The following is a 14,777-nucleotide window of genomic DNA, read 5'->3' on the forward strand; positions in this document are numbered from 1 at the left end:
AAACTGACGCGGCCATCACCACCAGTGGCGAGTTGCGCTTTGGCACCTGCCTGCTCAATCCACCTGCGGGCTATTCGCTGGGTGACCTTGAGCTGGGCAAGCGTTTCGTGTCGAACCTGCTTTCAGGTGAGTCCGTCCGCGTGGAAGGCACCGCACCCTGGCTGGCGCAGGCGCAACTGCCGCAGGACGATCAGGCGAACCTGGCGATTCATGTGAGCTGCCTCGAACGGGAGCCGTCTGCCAATGAATTGCTGATTTACCCGCGAAACGTGTTGATCGCGGTGGACGCGTCGGTGGAAAACCTGGTTGATGTCGTACGTGCCGCGTTGCGTGATTCGCGCATCGCCGTACAGGCAGTGGCCTGCCTGCTGGCGAGCGAGCGCGACATGGCGCACTCTGCGCTGCACGCTGCCGCCGCGGCCTTGGGTGTGCCGGTACGCTTCACGGCGCATGCTGTACCTGGCGACATGGCGCAGCGGGCCTCGCCGCACGGGTCGTCAGTGCTTGCAACGGTCGATGGCGTCGCCATTGCGGTGGCGCCACAGCCGCTGGAGGTTGAACAGGTGGGGCGAGGGCGTGGACGCCTGGCGGTAATCGGGTTGGGGCCGGGCGCTGCCGAATTCATGATCCCTGCCGTGAAGGCCGAACTCACGCGTGCCAACGATGTGCTGGGCTATGAGACCTACGTGCGAATGGCTGGCCCCTTCCGAGCCGATCAGGTGCTGCATTGCACCGATAACCGCGAAGAGATGCAACGTGCTCGCCATGCCTTCGAGCTGGCAGCCGAAGGGCGCTCGGTGGTCGTGGTGTCTTCGGGCGATCCCGGAGTGTTCGCCATGGCGGCGGCGGTGCTGGAGGCGCTGCACGAGTCCGACAATCCGCAGTGGCACGCGGTGGACCTCGAAATACTGCCAGGCGTCTCGGCGTCCTTGGCTACCGCCGCACAGGCGGGCGCCCCGTTGGGCCACGATTTCTGCGTGATGTCGCTTTCGGACAACCTCAAGCCTTGGGACATCATCGAAAAGCGTCTGGAACTGGCGTGTCAGGCCGATCTGGCGCTGGCCTTCTACAATCCCATTTCCCGCTCGCGTCCGTGGCAATTGGGACGGGCGCTGGAGATCGTGCGCCAGCATCGTCGTCCTGAAACACCCGTCACGCTGGGGCGTGACATCGGCCGTCCGGGGCAGACACTGCGCGTCACTACCCTCGCCGAGCTCACCGCTGAGCAGGTGGACATGCGGACCATGGTGCTGGTTGGTTCGTCGCTGACCTGCACCTTCCCGCGCGGCGATGGCGCTCAATGGGTCTACACGCCCCGCTGGTATGGCGCCAAGCCTGGGAAATGAAGATGTCGAAGGTCGGAAAAAGCTCGAAGTCAGATAGGACCAGACGGGAAATAATCAAGTATCGGCTGACGTAGCCCCTCAAATGCTGACTGACGATGTGCGCCCTACCGAGAGGCCATCGCTCGCTATCTGGCACGTGAGGCGCACCACGCGATCACCCAACTGTAGGGCTGGCGGGTCGTTCGCTCACTGGATCAGATAGCCCCTGATCCCCGTGAAAATGATCTGTGCTGCCAGGGCGCAGACGAACAGCCCCATCAAGCGGCTGACGATCTGCAACCCTTGTTCACCCAGGATGCGCTCGATGCTATTGGACAGATAAAGCACGACGCCCACGGTGAAGCTGGCCAGGGCGATACTCACGATGGCGGTCAGCTTGTCGTCCCAATGGGGCTGGCTGACGCCCATCACCAGCAGCGCGCCGATGGTGCCTGGGCCGACGGTGATGGGGATCGTCAGCGGGACGATGGTCACGTCCTGCTGAACGTTGTCCGTCTGCACACCTGATTTGCCCTGCGCCATGCCCAGCGCCGAGATGAATAGCACGCTGCCCGCGCCTATGCGGAAGGCGTCGGCGGTGATCCCGAACACACTGAAAATCACTCGTCCGAACAAGTACAGCAACACGCTGGCCACCAAGGTGGCGAAGGCGACTTTCCAGGCCAGATGGCGTCGCTCCTTGCGGGTATAGCCGCGGCTCAGGCTGATGAAGCAGGACAGGACGAAGAACGGGCTGTAAAGCACCAGCATCTTCAGATAAACGCTGAACAGCACATGAAGCATGGGGTGGGCTCGTGGTGACAGATTCGGACCGGGGCAGTCTATCAGGCGCCGCCGACCGAGCGTCAGTTTCGCTGATAGCGATTCCGTTCGTCCGGCTCATCGCTCACCGGCGTGCGCGCCCGTTGTTCGACCCAGTACTCAACCAGTTCGCGCAGTTGCGAAAGCTCTACGGGTTTGGACATGTGCCCGTCCATGCCGGCCTGCCGGGCGCGGTCCTTGTGTTCCGCCAGAATGTGCGCGGTCAATGCCACCACGGGCGTACGCAGCCGCTGGTTGCCCACCTCCCAGGCCCGCAATTGCTGCGTTGCCGAAAAGCCATCGAGAATGGGCATTTCGCAATCCATCAGAACCAGGTCATAACGCTGCGCCTTCATTGCCCTCAGCGCTTCCTCGCCATTGCTGGCCGTGTCCGGTTGCAGGTTGAGCTTGCCGAGCATGCCACGGATGACTTTGGTGGAAATACTGTTGTCCTCGGCCACGAGAATGCGGAAATCACTGGGGACGTCGACTTCCGGAACGGGGGCTGGCACCGAGAGATACGCAGCCTGCCCTTTGTTGCGCTGGTTGAGTTCATCGGCCAGCGTGGTCTTGAGCGTGTACCCTGCCACTGGCTTGGCGAGGATGCGCTTGACCCCTGCGTTGCGGGCGATGACTTTGCTCGGCGCGTTGCTGATGCCGGTGAGCATGATCAGCAGAATGTCATGGTTCAGGCTCGGGTCTTCTTTGATTTTCGCCGCCAGTTGCATCCCGGTCATGCCGGGCATGTTCTGATCCAGCAGGACGATGTCGAAGTAGTCGCGCAGGTGGGCTTTGGTGCGCAGCAGGGCGAGCGCTTCCTTGCCCGAAGGCACTGCGCTGACGTTCAGCCCCCACGCGCTGCATTGCTGGACCAGCACTTTGCGACAGGTGTCGTTATCGTCCACCACCAGCACGCGTGCGCCTTTGAGAGGGCTGTCCAGATCGGCAGGCGGTTGCTCCAGCCGATCGGCATCCAGAGGCAAGCTGAGCCACAGTGTGCTGCCTTGGCTGGCGCCGCTCTGAATACCGAACTCGCCATTCATCAACAAAATCAACTGGCGGGCAATGACGAGGCCCAGATGGCCGCCCACCTTGCTGGCGGCGAGAAAATTCTTGCTGTGCAACTCGGCGTGCAGCAGCGCGTCGCGCTCCTTGGCGGTGAGCGGCGTGCCGCTGTCCTGAACGGCAATGCGCAGCCGCGGTTTGCCGCCCCGTGAGTCGAGCGCGACCACCAGCAGGATCTCGCCTTCGTCAGTCATTTTCAGTGCGTTTTCGAGCAGGCTCAGCAGCGTCTGACGAAGCCGCGTCGGATCGCCGCTGATCACCCGCGGCACTTGCGGCTGAATAAAACTGATGAGCTCCACGCGTTGCTGCTCGGCTTTCGCCCGGAAGATATTCAGGCAGTCTTCGATCATCGCGTTGAGGTCGAACTGCACATCGTCCAGCTCGATCTGCCCCGACTCCAGCTTGGTGATGTCGAGAATCTCGTTGATCAGCGTCAGCAGTTCATTGCCCGCGCTGTGGATGGTTTGAACGTAGTCGCGCTGTTTCACCGATAGCGGTGTTCCGAGCAGCAACTCGGTCATGCCCAGCACGCCGTTCATGGGGGTGCGGATCTCATGGCTGATCTTGGCCAGAAATTCGGCCTTGGCGTTGATCTCTGCGGTACTGGCCGCCAGTTCTCGGCTGATGCTGAAGTTGTCTTCGGTAATGCTGCGATGGCGCTCGCTCAAGGCAATGCTCATCAGCAGGCCACAGAGGCAGAACATACCCATCACGGCGATGATCAGCGTCTGGGCGGGAAGGGTCGTCAGCCAAAGCAATGCGGGAAGAATCACCAGGTTCCCCAGATTGAAGGCGATCATCGCGATCACGAAGGGGCGCGCCGGTGTGTAGCCTCTTTGCAGGTGATAGATCGACACCAGGGTGATGGTCAGCGTGGTGAGCGCGACCAACAGGAACGTCATGATATTGAGCGGCAGGTTATCGACGAACAGCACCAGCAGACCGCCGAACCCCACGATCAACAGTACGCCCATCAGCAGCCTGTTGAGGAATTCGGCACCTCGCTGGACAAAGAAACATTGGGTGTACATCAGCCCGGTCGCCGCGGCCATGAGCAGCGCAAGATGGGCGCTTGGCGTTTGCGCCAGATGCCAGTGCGGCAGCCACAGTGCCTGCAGGTTCAACAGCAGGAATGCGCTAAGCCCCAGGCACGCTTCACAGGCGGCCAGCCACAGGCTGCTGACCGAGCGCGATTGCGCGTAGCGGGTGATGTTCTGCACGATCAACATGATCAGCGAGCCGAAGAACAGGCCGAGCAGGAGCGGGCGATGTTCATCCGCAGCGCTGGACACGGCAGATTCCAGTGAAATGTTCGGTCGCAGTTCCTGGTCGGATTTCAGGCGCAGGTAGATATCCAGCGGAGTGCTGCTCTGCGGTATAGGCAGGAGAAAGTCGACGGAGGGGAGCGGTTGCTGGGCGCGCGGGACTTTGTTGCCCGAACGCAAATGATCGATCAACGATTCCCCGTTGAGGACGTACATGTCCACGGTCGCAAGGTCAGGTGCGAAAATGCGCACCAGTTGCTCATGAGGGGTTGGAGCGAGCCGGTAATGCAGCCAGAGGGCGGCATCGCGGCTGAAGGCGCGAATCTGACCCAGCTCGACAGGACCGAACTGAGAGTCATAGTGAGGAGAACGAACGTCGCTGAGCTGAAGGTTGGCCTGGTCGTCGACAAGCGTCGACCATCCTGCACTCACCGCCGCGGTCGAAGGCGGCATACAGAGCAGGGTCATCATGGCGATGATCGAACAAGTGGCAATCCTGAGCCAGCGCACGGCGAAATCCCTTCGTGAATGAAGCCAGTTACTCTGGTGCGGCCGTGGACGATCGGACGATCGCCTGTTTCCAGGCGATTGTCCGAAGCCGGCGTTACTCCAGATGTTCGCCGCGTTCCCGGGCAATGGCGCGGTAGCCAATGTCCTTGCGGTAGAAACAACCTTCCCAATCAATCTTTGCAGCCAGCGCGTAGGCCTGTTTCTGAGCGTCGCCAACGCTGTCACCCAGTGCCGTGGCGCACAGAACTCGACCGCCGGAGGTTACCACCTGGCCATCCTTCAATGCAGTACCGGCATGGAAAACCTTACCCGGCAATGTTGCCGCTGCGTCCAGGCCATGGATGGCCGCGCCCTTGGCGTAATCGCCGGGGTAGCCGCCTGCGGCCAGCACGATGCCAAGGCTGGGACGCGAGTCCCATTGGGCTTCCACTTTGTCCAGAGCTTGCGCCAAAGCGGCTTCGACCAGCAAGACCAGACTCGATTGGAGACGCAGCATCACCGGCTGGGTTTCCGGATCACCAAAACGGCAGTTGAACTCGATGACCTTGGGATTTCCGGCCTTGTCGATCATGAGACCAGCATAGAGGAAACCGGTATAAACGTTACCTTCCTCGGCCATCCCTCTGACAGTCGGCCAGATCACCTGGTCCATCACGCGCTGATGCACCTCGGCAGTGACCACGGGGGCTGGCGAATAGGCACCCATGCCACCGGTATTCGGGCCGCTATCGCCATCGCCGACACGTTTGTGGTCCTGGCTGGTGGCCATCGGCAGTACATTCTTGCCGTCGACCATGACGATGAAGCTGGCTTCTTCGCCATCCAGGAATTCTTCGATCACCACGCGCGAACCAGCGTCGCCGAACGCGTTGCCCGCCAGCATGTCACGCACGGCCGCTTCGGCTTCTTCCAGGGTCATCGCGACGATCACACCCTTGCCCGCAGCCAGGCCATCGGCCTTGATCACGATCGGTGCGCCTTTTTCCTGCAGGTAAGCCAGCGCAGGCTCGATCTCGGTGAAGTTCTGGTAGTCAGCGGTTGGAATCTTGTGGCGCGCCAGGAAATCCTTGGTGAACGCTTTCGAACCTTCCAGTTGCGCAGCGCCTTGAGTCGGACCGAAACAGTCCAGGCCGCGGGAACGGAACAGGTCAACCACACCGGCGACCAAGGGGACTTCAGGGCCGACGATGGTCAGCGAGACGTTCTTTTCAGCGAAATCCGCCAGTTGTTCCAGTGCCAGCACATCGATTGCGACGTTTTCGCACTTGGCTTCGATGGCCGTTCCAGCGTTGCCTGGCGCAACGAAAACCTTTTGCACGCGGGCGTCCTGTGCAACCTTCCAGGCCAGCGCGTGTTCGCGGCCACCGCTGCCGATGATGAGTACGTTCATTTCAAAACCTCGATGACGCTAATTCTGTTTGGGGCATTCGCCGGTGTGACGGTTGATCGTTCCCACGCTCCACGTGGGAATGCCTCACCGCATCACGAGGTCGCAATGGCGCAGCAGACGCCTGCGCCAGTGCGGCCGATTTCATAACTCAGTGGCGGAAGTGGCGCATGCCAGTGAACACCATCGCGATACCAGCTTCGTCGGCTGCCGCGATGACTTCCGCGTCACGCATCGAGCCACCCGGCTGGATCACTGCGGTGATACCCACCTTGGCAGCGTTGTCCAGGCCGTCACGAAATGGGAAAAAGGCGTCCGATGCCATCACGGAACCGGCGACCTGAAGACCCGCGTGTTCGGCCTTGATGGCGGCGATGCGCGCCGAGTTCACCCGGCTCATCTGGCCTGCGCCGACACCGATGGTCTGGCGATTCTTGGCGTAAACGATGGCGTTTGACTTGACGTATTTCGCCACTTTCCAGGCGAAGATCAGATCATGGATTTCCTGCTCGCTTGGGGCGCGTTGGGTGACGACCTTCAGGTCGTCGGCGGTGATCATGCCGTTGTCTCGGCTCTGTACCAGCAGCCCACCATTGACGCGCTTGTAATCCCAGGCCGGTACACGCTCGGCAGCCCATTGGCCGCTGGTCAGCAGGCGCACATTGGCTTTGCTGGCAACGATGGCTTGCGCTTCGGCACTCACGGAAGGGGCGATGATCACTTCGACGAACTGGCGCTCGACGATGGCTTTGGCGGTTTCAGCATCCAGTTCCCGGTTGAAGGCAATGATGCCGCCGAAGGCCGACTCGCTGTCGGTGGCGTAAGCCAATTCGTAGGCCTGGCGGATGCCGCCTTCCGGGCTGACCGCGACGCCGCACGGGTTGGCGTGCTTGACGATGACGCAGGCAGGCTTGACGAAGCTCTTGACGCACTCCAGCGCGGCATCGGTATCGGCCACGTTGTTGTACGACAGTTCCTTGCCTTGAAGCTGAGTCGCGGTGGCGATACCGACTTCGGCAGGTTTGGCTTCCACGTAGAACGCCGCGCTCTGGTGCGGGTTCTCGCCATAGCGCATTTCCTGAGCCTTGATGAACTGGGTGTTGAAAGTGCGGGGGAATTGGCTACGGCCTTCGGTCGACAGGGTGTCGGCGCGCTGATCGATGCTGCCCAGGTAGTTGGCGATCATGCCGTCGTAGGCGGCGGTGTGCTCGAACGCCTTGAGCATCAGGTCGAAGCGCTGGGCGTAGGTCAGGCCACCGGCTTTCAGGCTGTCCACCACCTGGCCGTAATCACTGGCGTTGACCACGATGGCCACGTCTTTGTGGTTTTTCGCCGCCGAGCGGACCATGGTCGGGCCGCCGATGTCGATGTTCTCGATGGCTGTCGGCAGATCGCAGCCAGGTTTGGAGACCGTGGCTTCGAATGGGTACAGATTCACCGCCACCAGGTCGATCGGCTTGATCCCGTGCTCGGCCATGATGGCGTCGTCGGTGCCGCGACGGCCGAGGATACCGCCATGGATTTTCGGGTGCAGGGTCTTGACCCGTCCGTCCATCATCTCTGCGAAGCCGGTGTAGTCCGCGACTTCGACTGCAGCGACGCCGTTGTCCTTGAGCAGTTTGAACGTGCCGCCAGTGGACAGGATCTCGACACCCAGGGTTTCGAGTTCACGGGCGAATTCAAGGATTCCGGTTTTGTCGGAAACGCTGATCAAGGCGCGGCGGATCGGCAGGCGGGTCGTCTGGTCGGTCATCTCAACTTCCATCAAAAGCTAAAGGGTTCAGCAAAAAAAACGACCGCATCGAGTGAGGTCGCTTTTTGTGTGTGGGCGGCTTACAGCAAATCGTACTGCTTGAGCTTCTTGCGCAGGGTGCCACGGTTCAGGCCCAGCAGCTCGGAGGCTTTGGTCTGGTTGCCCTTGACGTAGTTCATCACGCACTCAAGCAACGGTGCTTCGACTTCCGAGAGCACCAGGTTGTAGACATCAGTGACGGCAGCACCTTCCAGGTGAGCGAAATAATTGTGCAGCGCCTTTTCAACGCTGCCGCGCAGGGTCTGACCCTCTTCGCTCGGCGTGTTGAGGTGCTGTTTCAAATTGACGTTGTCGCTCACGGGTGTTGTTCCACTCACTAAAGTCTCAGTCATCATCGTCATGCGGCCACCTCTTGTTCGTTCCCTGCTACCGGGCTTTTTTGGCGTTCGGCAAAGAAGTCCCGAACGTTGGCGCACTGTGCTTCCGTATCTTCCAAACGATTGAAAAGGGCACGAAACTCCCTGGCGCCCGGCAGGGTTGCGAGGTACCAGCCGACGTGCTTGCGGGCGATCCGCACGCCCATCACGTCGCCATAGAACGTGTGAAGCGCGGCCAGATGCTCTAGCAGAATGCGTTCCACTTCATCCAATGCCAGCGCCGGAAGTTTTTCTCCGGTGCGCAGGAAGTGTTCTATCTCGCGAAAAATCCATGGGCGCCCTTGAGCGGCCCGGCCAATCAGCAGTCCATCGGCGCCGGTCGCATGCAGCACGTGCCGGGCCTTTTCCGGTGAATCGATATCGCCATTGGCGAAAACCGGGATCGACACCGCCTGTTTGATGGCGGCGATGGTGTCGTATTCGGCTTCGCCGGTGTACAGGTCCGCACGGGTACGCCCATGCACCGCCAATGCCTGAATACCCGCCTGTTCGGCGATTCGGGCAATGGTCATACCGTTCTTGTTCGCCCGGTCCCAGCCAGTGCGAATCTTCAGGGTGACCGGTACCTCGACTGCCGCGACTACCGCGTGCAGGATTTCGGTCACCAACTGCTCATCTTTCAACAGCGCAGAGCCAGCAGCCTTGTTGCAGACCTTCTTGGCTGGGCAACCCATGTTGATATCGATGATCTGTGCGCCAAGTTCGACGTTGGCACGCGCCGCATCTGCAAGCATTTGCGGATCACCACCGGCGATCTGGACCGAGCGGGGCTCGGGATCGCCTTCATGAATCATGCGAAGCCGCGATTTGCGGCTGTTCCACAGGCTCATGTCACTGGTGACCATTTCCGACACCACCAGGCCCGCGCCGAGTTGGCGACAGAGCTGGCGGAACGGCTGGTCAGTGACGCCCGCCATTGGGGCGAGTATCAAGCCGTTTTGCAATGTATAGGGGCCGATGCGTACCGCCGACATAGGGTGACCTGTTGTGGGGCCGAATCACGAAGCCTGGTCCGAAAAGTGCTTAGGCAACTGTTCAGACGGGACCCAGAGTATGAAAAAGGGTGGGCATGATACCCGCTCTCGATGACTGGATAAAGGCTGAATTGGATAAAATCTGAACAGCTGCATTCTTATCGCGAACGGTTAGGTCACGGTTCGCTTGATGGCCGAAAGCGTCAGTGGAATGCTGATGGCTCTGTGCCGCATTTTGGCGCGTGGCGCTGGGGCAGCATCATCTTGGCCCGTGGAGAAGTCTACTCCGGCGAGCGGAAACTCAAACTGTAATTCACCGCTTTGGGACCGGGGTCCAGAATGTCCAAGGCGATATGAATGGGCGTCTGGGGCGGCATTTCGTCCTTTCCCGCCAGCTCGCCACTCAAGTATTCCCCCGGTTTGAACCGACGACTGGCAATCAACTGACCATTGGTATCGGCGAAACGCAGCTCCAGCAGGGGAAACGGTTGAGAGAACGAGGCGCGGTTATAGATGATCGCGTCGACGACCAGGGCCCCCTGAAACTCGGGGTGACTGCGCACGACGAGGTTGCTGCTCTTGAGCAGTTTGATGTCGACCTTGGAAGGCACCTTGCAGCCGACCTGCGGGCAAATGTCCTGAAACCAGGGCCGGTACTGGTCCTGTCGCGCCAGTTCATCGAAGTGATACCACACGTACTGCCCCGCGAGGGCGCCCAGCGCGATCAGTGCAAGAGCCAGCCACAGCAGGCGGCGGCCCCAGCGAGGCTTGGGTTTTTGCCAGGACAGTTGCAGCGGGTCGTCCATCAGGTCCAGCAGCGCCTGATCGCGCAAGCCCGGTTCACTGCGCTTGCCCTTGCCAAGGCTCGGCCCGTCATCCTCATCGATCTCGTGTCGGGCGGAAGGGTGATCGTCCTCGTCGTCCAGCGCCGACAGCCGCTCGGCAGGGGCCGCACTTTGGGCGTTTTCAGTCGCACGGACGTGCTCTGAAGGATAACGTTCGTCGTCCACCGCGTCTGACGCCATGGACAGCGAAGGTTCGGTGCGATGGTCATCAGGGTCAGACGCTTCGCCCACGATGGGCTCTTGCCGTGCGTCGGACTCCAGCGGGTCTCCACGCTCTTCCACCACCTCAGCCCGCAGCTCCGGCAGCCGGTTGATGTCGTCGTGACTGAGGGCTGGGTTCCAGTCTTCGGGCGCCACGTCCGGTTCATCCCGGCGGGCACTGAAGGATTCGACTTCATGCTCTTTCGATGGCTGGGCGCGGCCGAAGGATTCCGGCAGTTGGATTTCGCGTTGCTCCAGGCGGGCGAGTTCGACATCCAGGTCGTCCAGGTCAAGGCTGTCCAGATCGACCGTGTGATCGGCCTGCCGGGCGGGCGGCGGGGCAGGCTGTGCGACGGTGACAGAGTGCGGTGCAATGATCGCTGGCTGCGGGTCGCTCTGTGCCGGTGCTGACGTTGGGGCAGCGGTCGACGTTAGCGCCTGGGCACTTTTTTCCAGCAGTTGTTTCGCTGCATTGAACACCTGCAGGCAGGAGCCGCAACGAACCATCCCCCGCGCCACGCTCAACTGAGCGTGGCTGACGCGGAAACTGGTCTGGCAGTGAGGGCACTGAGTGACGAAGCTATCGGTCATGCGGTTATCCGGGGTTGGAAGCCCTTATGGGTTGCGGTCAGTGTGTATCAGCGACGGCGGCCGGAAATGCGCACCCAGCCGTCGCGATTGGCGATTGGGTCAAGCTCGAAGGCGTCGGCGTAGGCGGCGGCCACTTCATCGCCTTGCTCGGCCAGGATGCCGGACAGCGCCAGACGCCCACCCGGTTTGACCAGGCGGCTCAACTGAGGTGCCAGCGAGACCAGCGGCCCGGCCAGGATATTCGCCACCAACACGTCAGCCGGCTCTTGAGGCAGATCCGGCGGCAAGTACAGCGGGAATTTTTCGGCGGGTACGTGATTACGGCCAGCGTTTTCACGCGAGGCTTCCAATGCCTGCACGTCGATGTCGGTGCCCACGGCATGTTTCGCACCCAGCAGCAGGGCGGCGATGGCGAGAATGCCCGAGCCACAGCCGAAATCCAGCACGTGGCTATCGCTCAGATCCTGGCCGTCCAGCCATTCCAGGCACAGGGCGGTGGTGGGGTGGGTGCCGGTACCGAACGCCAGCCCTGGATCCAGCAACAGGTTGACGGCGTTGGGCTCGGGCGCGGCATGCCAGCTGGGTACGATCCACAGGCGCTGGCCGAAACGCATGGGCTGAAAATTGTCCATCCAGCTGCGTTCCCAATCCTGGTCCTCGATGACTTCATGGCTGTGCTCGGGCAATTCGGCCCCGGTCAGCAGCTTGAGATGGGCGAGGGCCAGGGCGGCGTCAGTATCAGCTTCGAACAAGGCCAGCAGATGGGTGTGGGTCCACAGCGGCGTGGTGTTGAGTTCCGGTTCGAAGATGGGCTGATCTTCAGCGTCCATGAAGGTCACGGACACCGCGCCGACCTCAAGGAGCGCATCTTCGTAGGTTTCGGCTTGTTCCGGGCTGATGGCGAGACGGACTTGCAGCCAAGGCATGGCGTATTACCTTCGAATGAAAAGATGACAGGCGACGCAATGTCGCGAAAGACCGGCAAGTTTACGGGGTTCGGGGAAAAACAACAAAGAGGCTGATGGGGCAGGTCTGGAAAACGACAAAGCCGCTCGAAAGCGGCTTTGTCGTATCTGCAGTGTTACTGGGTGGATCAGTGTTTCTCACCGGCCAGCTTGTGTTCCAGATAGTGAATGTTGACACCGCCCTTGCAGAAGCCTGGGTCACGGGTCAGATCACGGTGCAGCGGGATGTTGGTCTTGATGCCGTCGACCACGATCTCATCCAGTGCGTTACGCATACGGGCCATGGCCTCGTCGCGGGTCGCGCCCCAAGTGATCAGTTTACCGATCAGGGAGTCGTAGTTCGGTGGCACCGCATAGCCGCTGTACAGGTGCGAATCGACGCGAACGCCGTTACCGCCCGGGGCATGGAAATGCTTGACCGTGCCAGGGCTTGGCATGAAGGTGCGCGGGTCTTCGGCGTTGATCCGGCACTCCAGCGCATGGCCGTGAATCTTCACGTCATCCTGGGTGTACGACAGCTTGTTGCCAGCGGCGATGCTCAGCATCTCCTTGACGATGTCGATACCGGTGACCATTTCGGACACTGGGTGCTCGACCTGAACGCGGGTGTTCATTTCGATGAAATAGAACGCGCCGTTTTCGTACAGGAATTCGAACGTACCGGCACCGCGGTAGCCAATGTCAATGCACGCCTTGACGCAGCGGGCCAGCACTTCAGCGCGGGCTTTTTCGTCGATGCCTGGCGCTGGCGCTTCTTCCAGCACCTTTTGGTGACGGCGTTGCAGGGAGCAATCGCGGTCGCCCAGGTGAATCGCGTGGCCCTGGCCATCGGACAGCACCTGAACTTCCACGTGGCGCGGGTTGGTCAGGAACTTCTCCAGGTAAACCATCGGGTTGCCGAATGCCGCGCCCGCTTCGGAACGGGTCAGTTTGGCAGAAGCGATCAGGTCTTCTTCCTTGTGCACCACGCGCATGCCGCGACCACCGCCGCCGCCAGCGGCCTTGATGATCACTGGGTAGCCCACTTCACGGCCGATGCGCAGTGCTTCCGCTTCGTCTTCCGGCAGCGGGCCGTCGGAACCTGGAACGGTCGGAACACCGGCCTTGATCATTGCGTCCTTGGCCGACACCTTGTCGCCCATCAGGCGAATGACGTCAGCGTTCGGGCCGATGAAGGCAAAACCGGATTTCTCGACCTGCTCGGCGAAGTCGGCGTTTTCCGCCAGGAAGCCGTAGCCCGGGTGAATAGCCGTGGCGCCGGTGACTTCGGCGGCGGCGATGATGGCCGGGATGTGCAGGTAGGACTGAGCGGCCGATGCCGGACCGATGCACACCGATTCGTCCGCCAGACCCAGGTGCATCAGCTCCTTGTCGGCCTTCGAATACACGGCGACGGTCTTGATGCCCAGCTCTTTGCAGGCACGCAGGATCCGCAGGGCGATTTCACCGCGGTTGGCGATCAGTACTTTTTCCAACTTCGCAGGATTCGTCATCACAGAAACTCCGCGGTTCAAACGATGGTGAACAGCGGCTGGTCAAACTCAACCGGCTGGCCGTCTTCGACGAGGATGGACTCGATCACGCCGCTGGTTTCGGCTTCGATGTGGTTCATCATTTTCATCGCTTCGACGATGCACAGGGTGTCGCCTTTCTTCACCGACTGGCCGACTTCAACGAAAGCTGGCGAGGTGGGCGACGCTTTGCGATAGAAGGTGCCGACCATTGGCGAGCGAGCCACGGTGCCGTTCAGTTTCGGTGCGGCGGCCGGCGCGTCGGCGGAAGCGGCAACGGGAGCGGCGGCTGGTGCCGGGGCAGCAACCGGAGCGGCGGCTGGTGCCGGTGCGTAGTACTGCTGCGCTGGCGCCTTGCTGTGGCGGCTGATACGGACGGACTCCTCGCCTTCCTTGATCTCCAGCTCGTCGATGCCAGACTCTTCCAGCAGTTCGATCAGTTTCTTGACTTTACGGATATCCATTAATCAACTCCCAGGGGACGGTCAGGGGTAATTCAGTAGCCGGTTCGGGCTGCGTGGCTCAGTGCTAAACCGTGCCGCTCACGCCTGCGAACGGGTGGCCAGTTGTTCCATGGCGGCCTCCAGGGCCAGTCGGTAACCGCTGGCGCCAAGGCCGCAGATCACTCCTACGGCAACATCTGAAAAATAGGAGTGATGGCGGAAAGGTTCGCGTTTGTGCACGTTCGAGAGGTGCACTTCGATGAATGGGATGCTCACTCCCAGCAATGCGTCACGTATTGCAACACTTGTGTGAGTAAAAGCCGCCGGGTTGATCAGAATGAAGTCCACGCCTTCATCGCGGGCTGCGTGAATGCGATCGATCAACTCGTACTCGGCGTTGCTCTGAAGGTACATCAGATGGTGGCCCGCTTCGCGAGCGCGCGTTTCGAGGTCCTGATTGATGTCGGCCAACGTGATCGAGCCGTAGATCCCCGGTTCGCGGGTCCCTAGCAAGTTCAGGTTGGGCCCGTGCAGGACCAGAAAAGTCGCCATTGAGTGTTCCTTGTTGTCTGCTAGCCGTCGCTTACACCCAGGCATTCGCCTGAGATGAGCGTTTATTGCGCCGGGACTATGCCGGAAAGCGCAATGGACTGTCCAGTTACCGACCCAGATATCGACAATGT

12 protein-coding genes are annotated in these 14,777 nt (G+C 60.9%); 1 reads left to right on the top strand and 11 read right to left on the bottom strand.

Going from position 1 to position 14,777, the window contains the following annotated elements; genetic code table 11:
* A partial coding sequence (gene cobJ / locus DBP26_RS25675; RefSeq protein WP_108237809.1) for a precorrin-3B C(17)-methyltransferase occupies positions 1-1,346 on the top strand: 1,346 nt, incomplete at its 5' end.
* 186 nt (positions 1,347-1,532) lie between these two features.
* On the opposite strand, the gene DBP26_RS25680 is transcribed toward cobJ, so the two are convergent.
* From DBP26_RS25680 to aroQ, 11 genes are all read right to left on the bottom strand, one after another.
* Entirely contained in the window at positions 1,533-2,129 is a 597-nt protein-coding gene (locus tag DBP26_RS25680; protein WP_108237810.1) for a MarC family protein, read from the bottom strand.
* A 62-nt stretch (positions 2,130-2,191) separates the two neighbouring features.
* Positions 2,192-4,987: a hybrid sensor histidine kinase/response regulator gene (locus DBP26_RS25685; protein WP_108237811.1), complete on the bottom strand. Its 2,796-nt coding sequence runs from the start codon at positions 4,985-4,987 to the stop codon at positions 2,192-2,194.
* Positions 4,988-5,081: 94 nt separating this feature from the next.
* A complete protein-coding gene (gene purD, locus DBP26_RS25690) occupies positions 5,082-6,377 on the bottom strand; it encodes a phosphoribosylamine--glycine ligase (protein WP_108237812.1) in 1,296 nt (431 codons plus the stop codon).
* A 148-nt stretch (positions 6,378-6,525) separates the two neighbouring features.
* The gene (gene purH, locus DBP26_RS25695; RefSeq protein ID WP_108237813.1) at positions 6,526-8,127 is read right to left on the bottom strand and encodes a bifunctional phosphoribosylaminoimidazolecarboxamide formyltransferase/IMP cyclohydrolase; all 1,602 of its coding nucleotides are present in this window, start codon (positions 8,125-8,127) and stop codon (positions 6,526-6,528) included.
* A gap of 80 nt (positions 8,128-8,207) precedes the next feature.
* Complete coding sequence (gene fis / locus DBP26_RS25700) at positions 8,208-8,528, bottom strand: DNA-binding transcriptional regulator Fis (RefSeq protein WP_007907419.1); 321 nt, start codon at positions 8,526-8,528, stop codon at positions 8,208-8,210.
* Complete coding sequence (dusB, locus tag DBP26_RS25705; RefSeq protein ID WP_108237814.1) at positions 8,525-9,538, bottom strand: tRNA dihydrouridine synthase DusB; 1,014 nt, start codon at positions 9,536-9,538, stop codon at positions 8,525-8,527. Before dusB ends, fis begins: the two co-directional genes overlap by 4 nt.
* Positions 9,539-9,819: 281 nt before the next feature.
* Positions 9,820-11,175: a DUF3426 domain-containing protein gene (locus DBP26_RS25710; protein ID WP_108237815.1), complete on the bottom strand. Its 1,356-nt coding sequence runs from the start codon at positions 11,173-11,175 to the stop codon at positions 9,820-9,822.
* 47 nt (positions 11,176-11,222) lie between these two features.
* A complete protein-coding gene (gene prmA / locus DBP26_RS25715; protein WP_108237816.1) occupies positions 11,223-12,101 on the bottom strand; it encodes a 50S ribosomal protein L11 methyltransferase in 879 nt (292 codons plus the stop codon).
* A gap of 167 nt (positions 12,102-12,268) precedes the next feature.
* A complete protein-coding gene (gene accC / locus DBP26_RS25720; RefSeq protein WP_108237817.1) occupies positions 12,269-13,633 on the bottom strand; it encodes an acetyl-CoA carboxylase biotin carboxylase subunit in 1,365 nt (454 codons plus the stop codon).
* 17 nt (positions 13,634-13,650) lie between these two features.
* Positions 13,651-14,115 carry an acetyl-CoA carboxylase biotin carboxyl carrier protein gene (accB, locus tag DBP26_RS25725; protein ID WP_108237818.1) on the bottom strand — a complete coding sequence of 155 codons (465 nt, stop codon included), beginning with the start codon at positions 14,113-14,115 and terminating at the stop codon, positions 13,651-13,653.
* A 78-nt stretch (positions 14,116-14,193) separates the two neighbouring features.
* Positions 14,194-14,646: a type II 3-dehydroquinate dehydratase gene (gene aroQ, locus DBP26_RS25730; protein WP_108237819.1), complete on the bottom strand. Its 453-nt coding sequence runs from the start codon at positions 14,644-14,646 to the stop codon at positions 14,194-14,196.
* Positions 14,647-14,777 lie beyond the last annotated feature (131 nt).

It is taken from the genome of Pseudomonas sp. RIT409 (assembly GCF_003052515.2).
In the GTDB taxonomy this organism is placed as follows: domain Bacteria; phylum Pseudomonadota; class Gammaproteobacteria; order Pseudomonadales; family Pseudomonadaceae; genus Aquipseudomonas.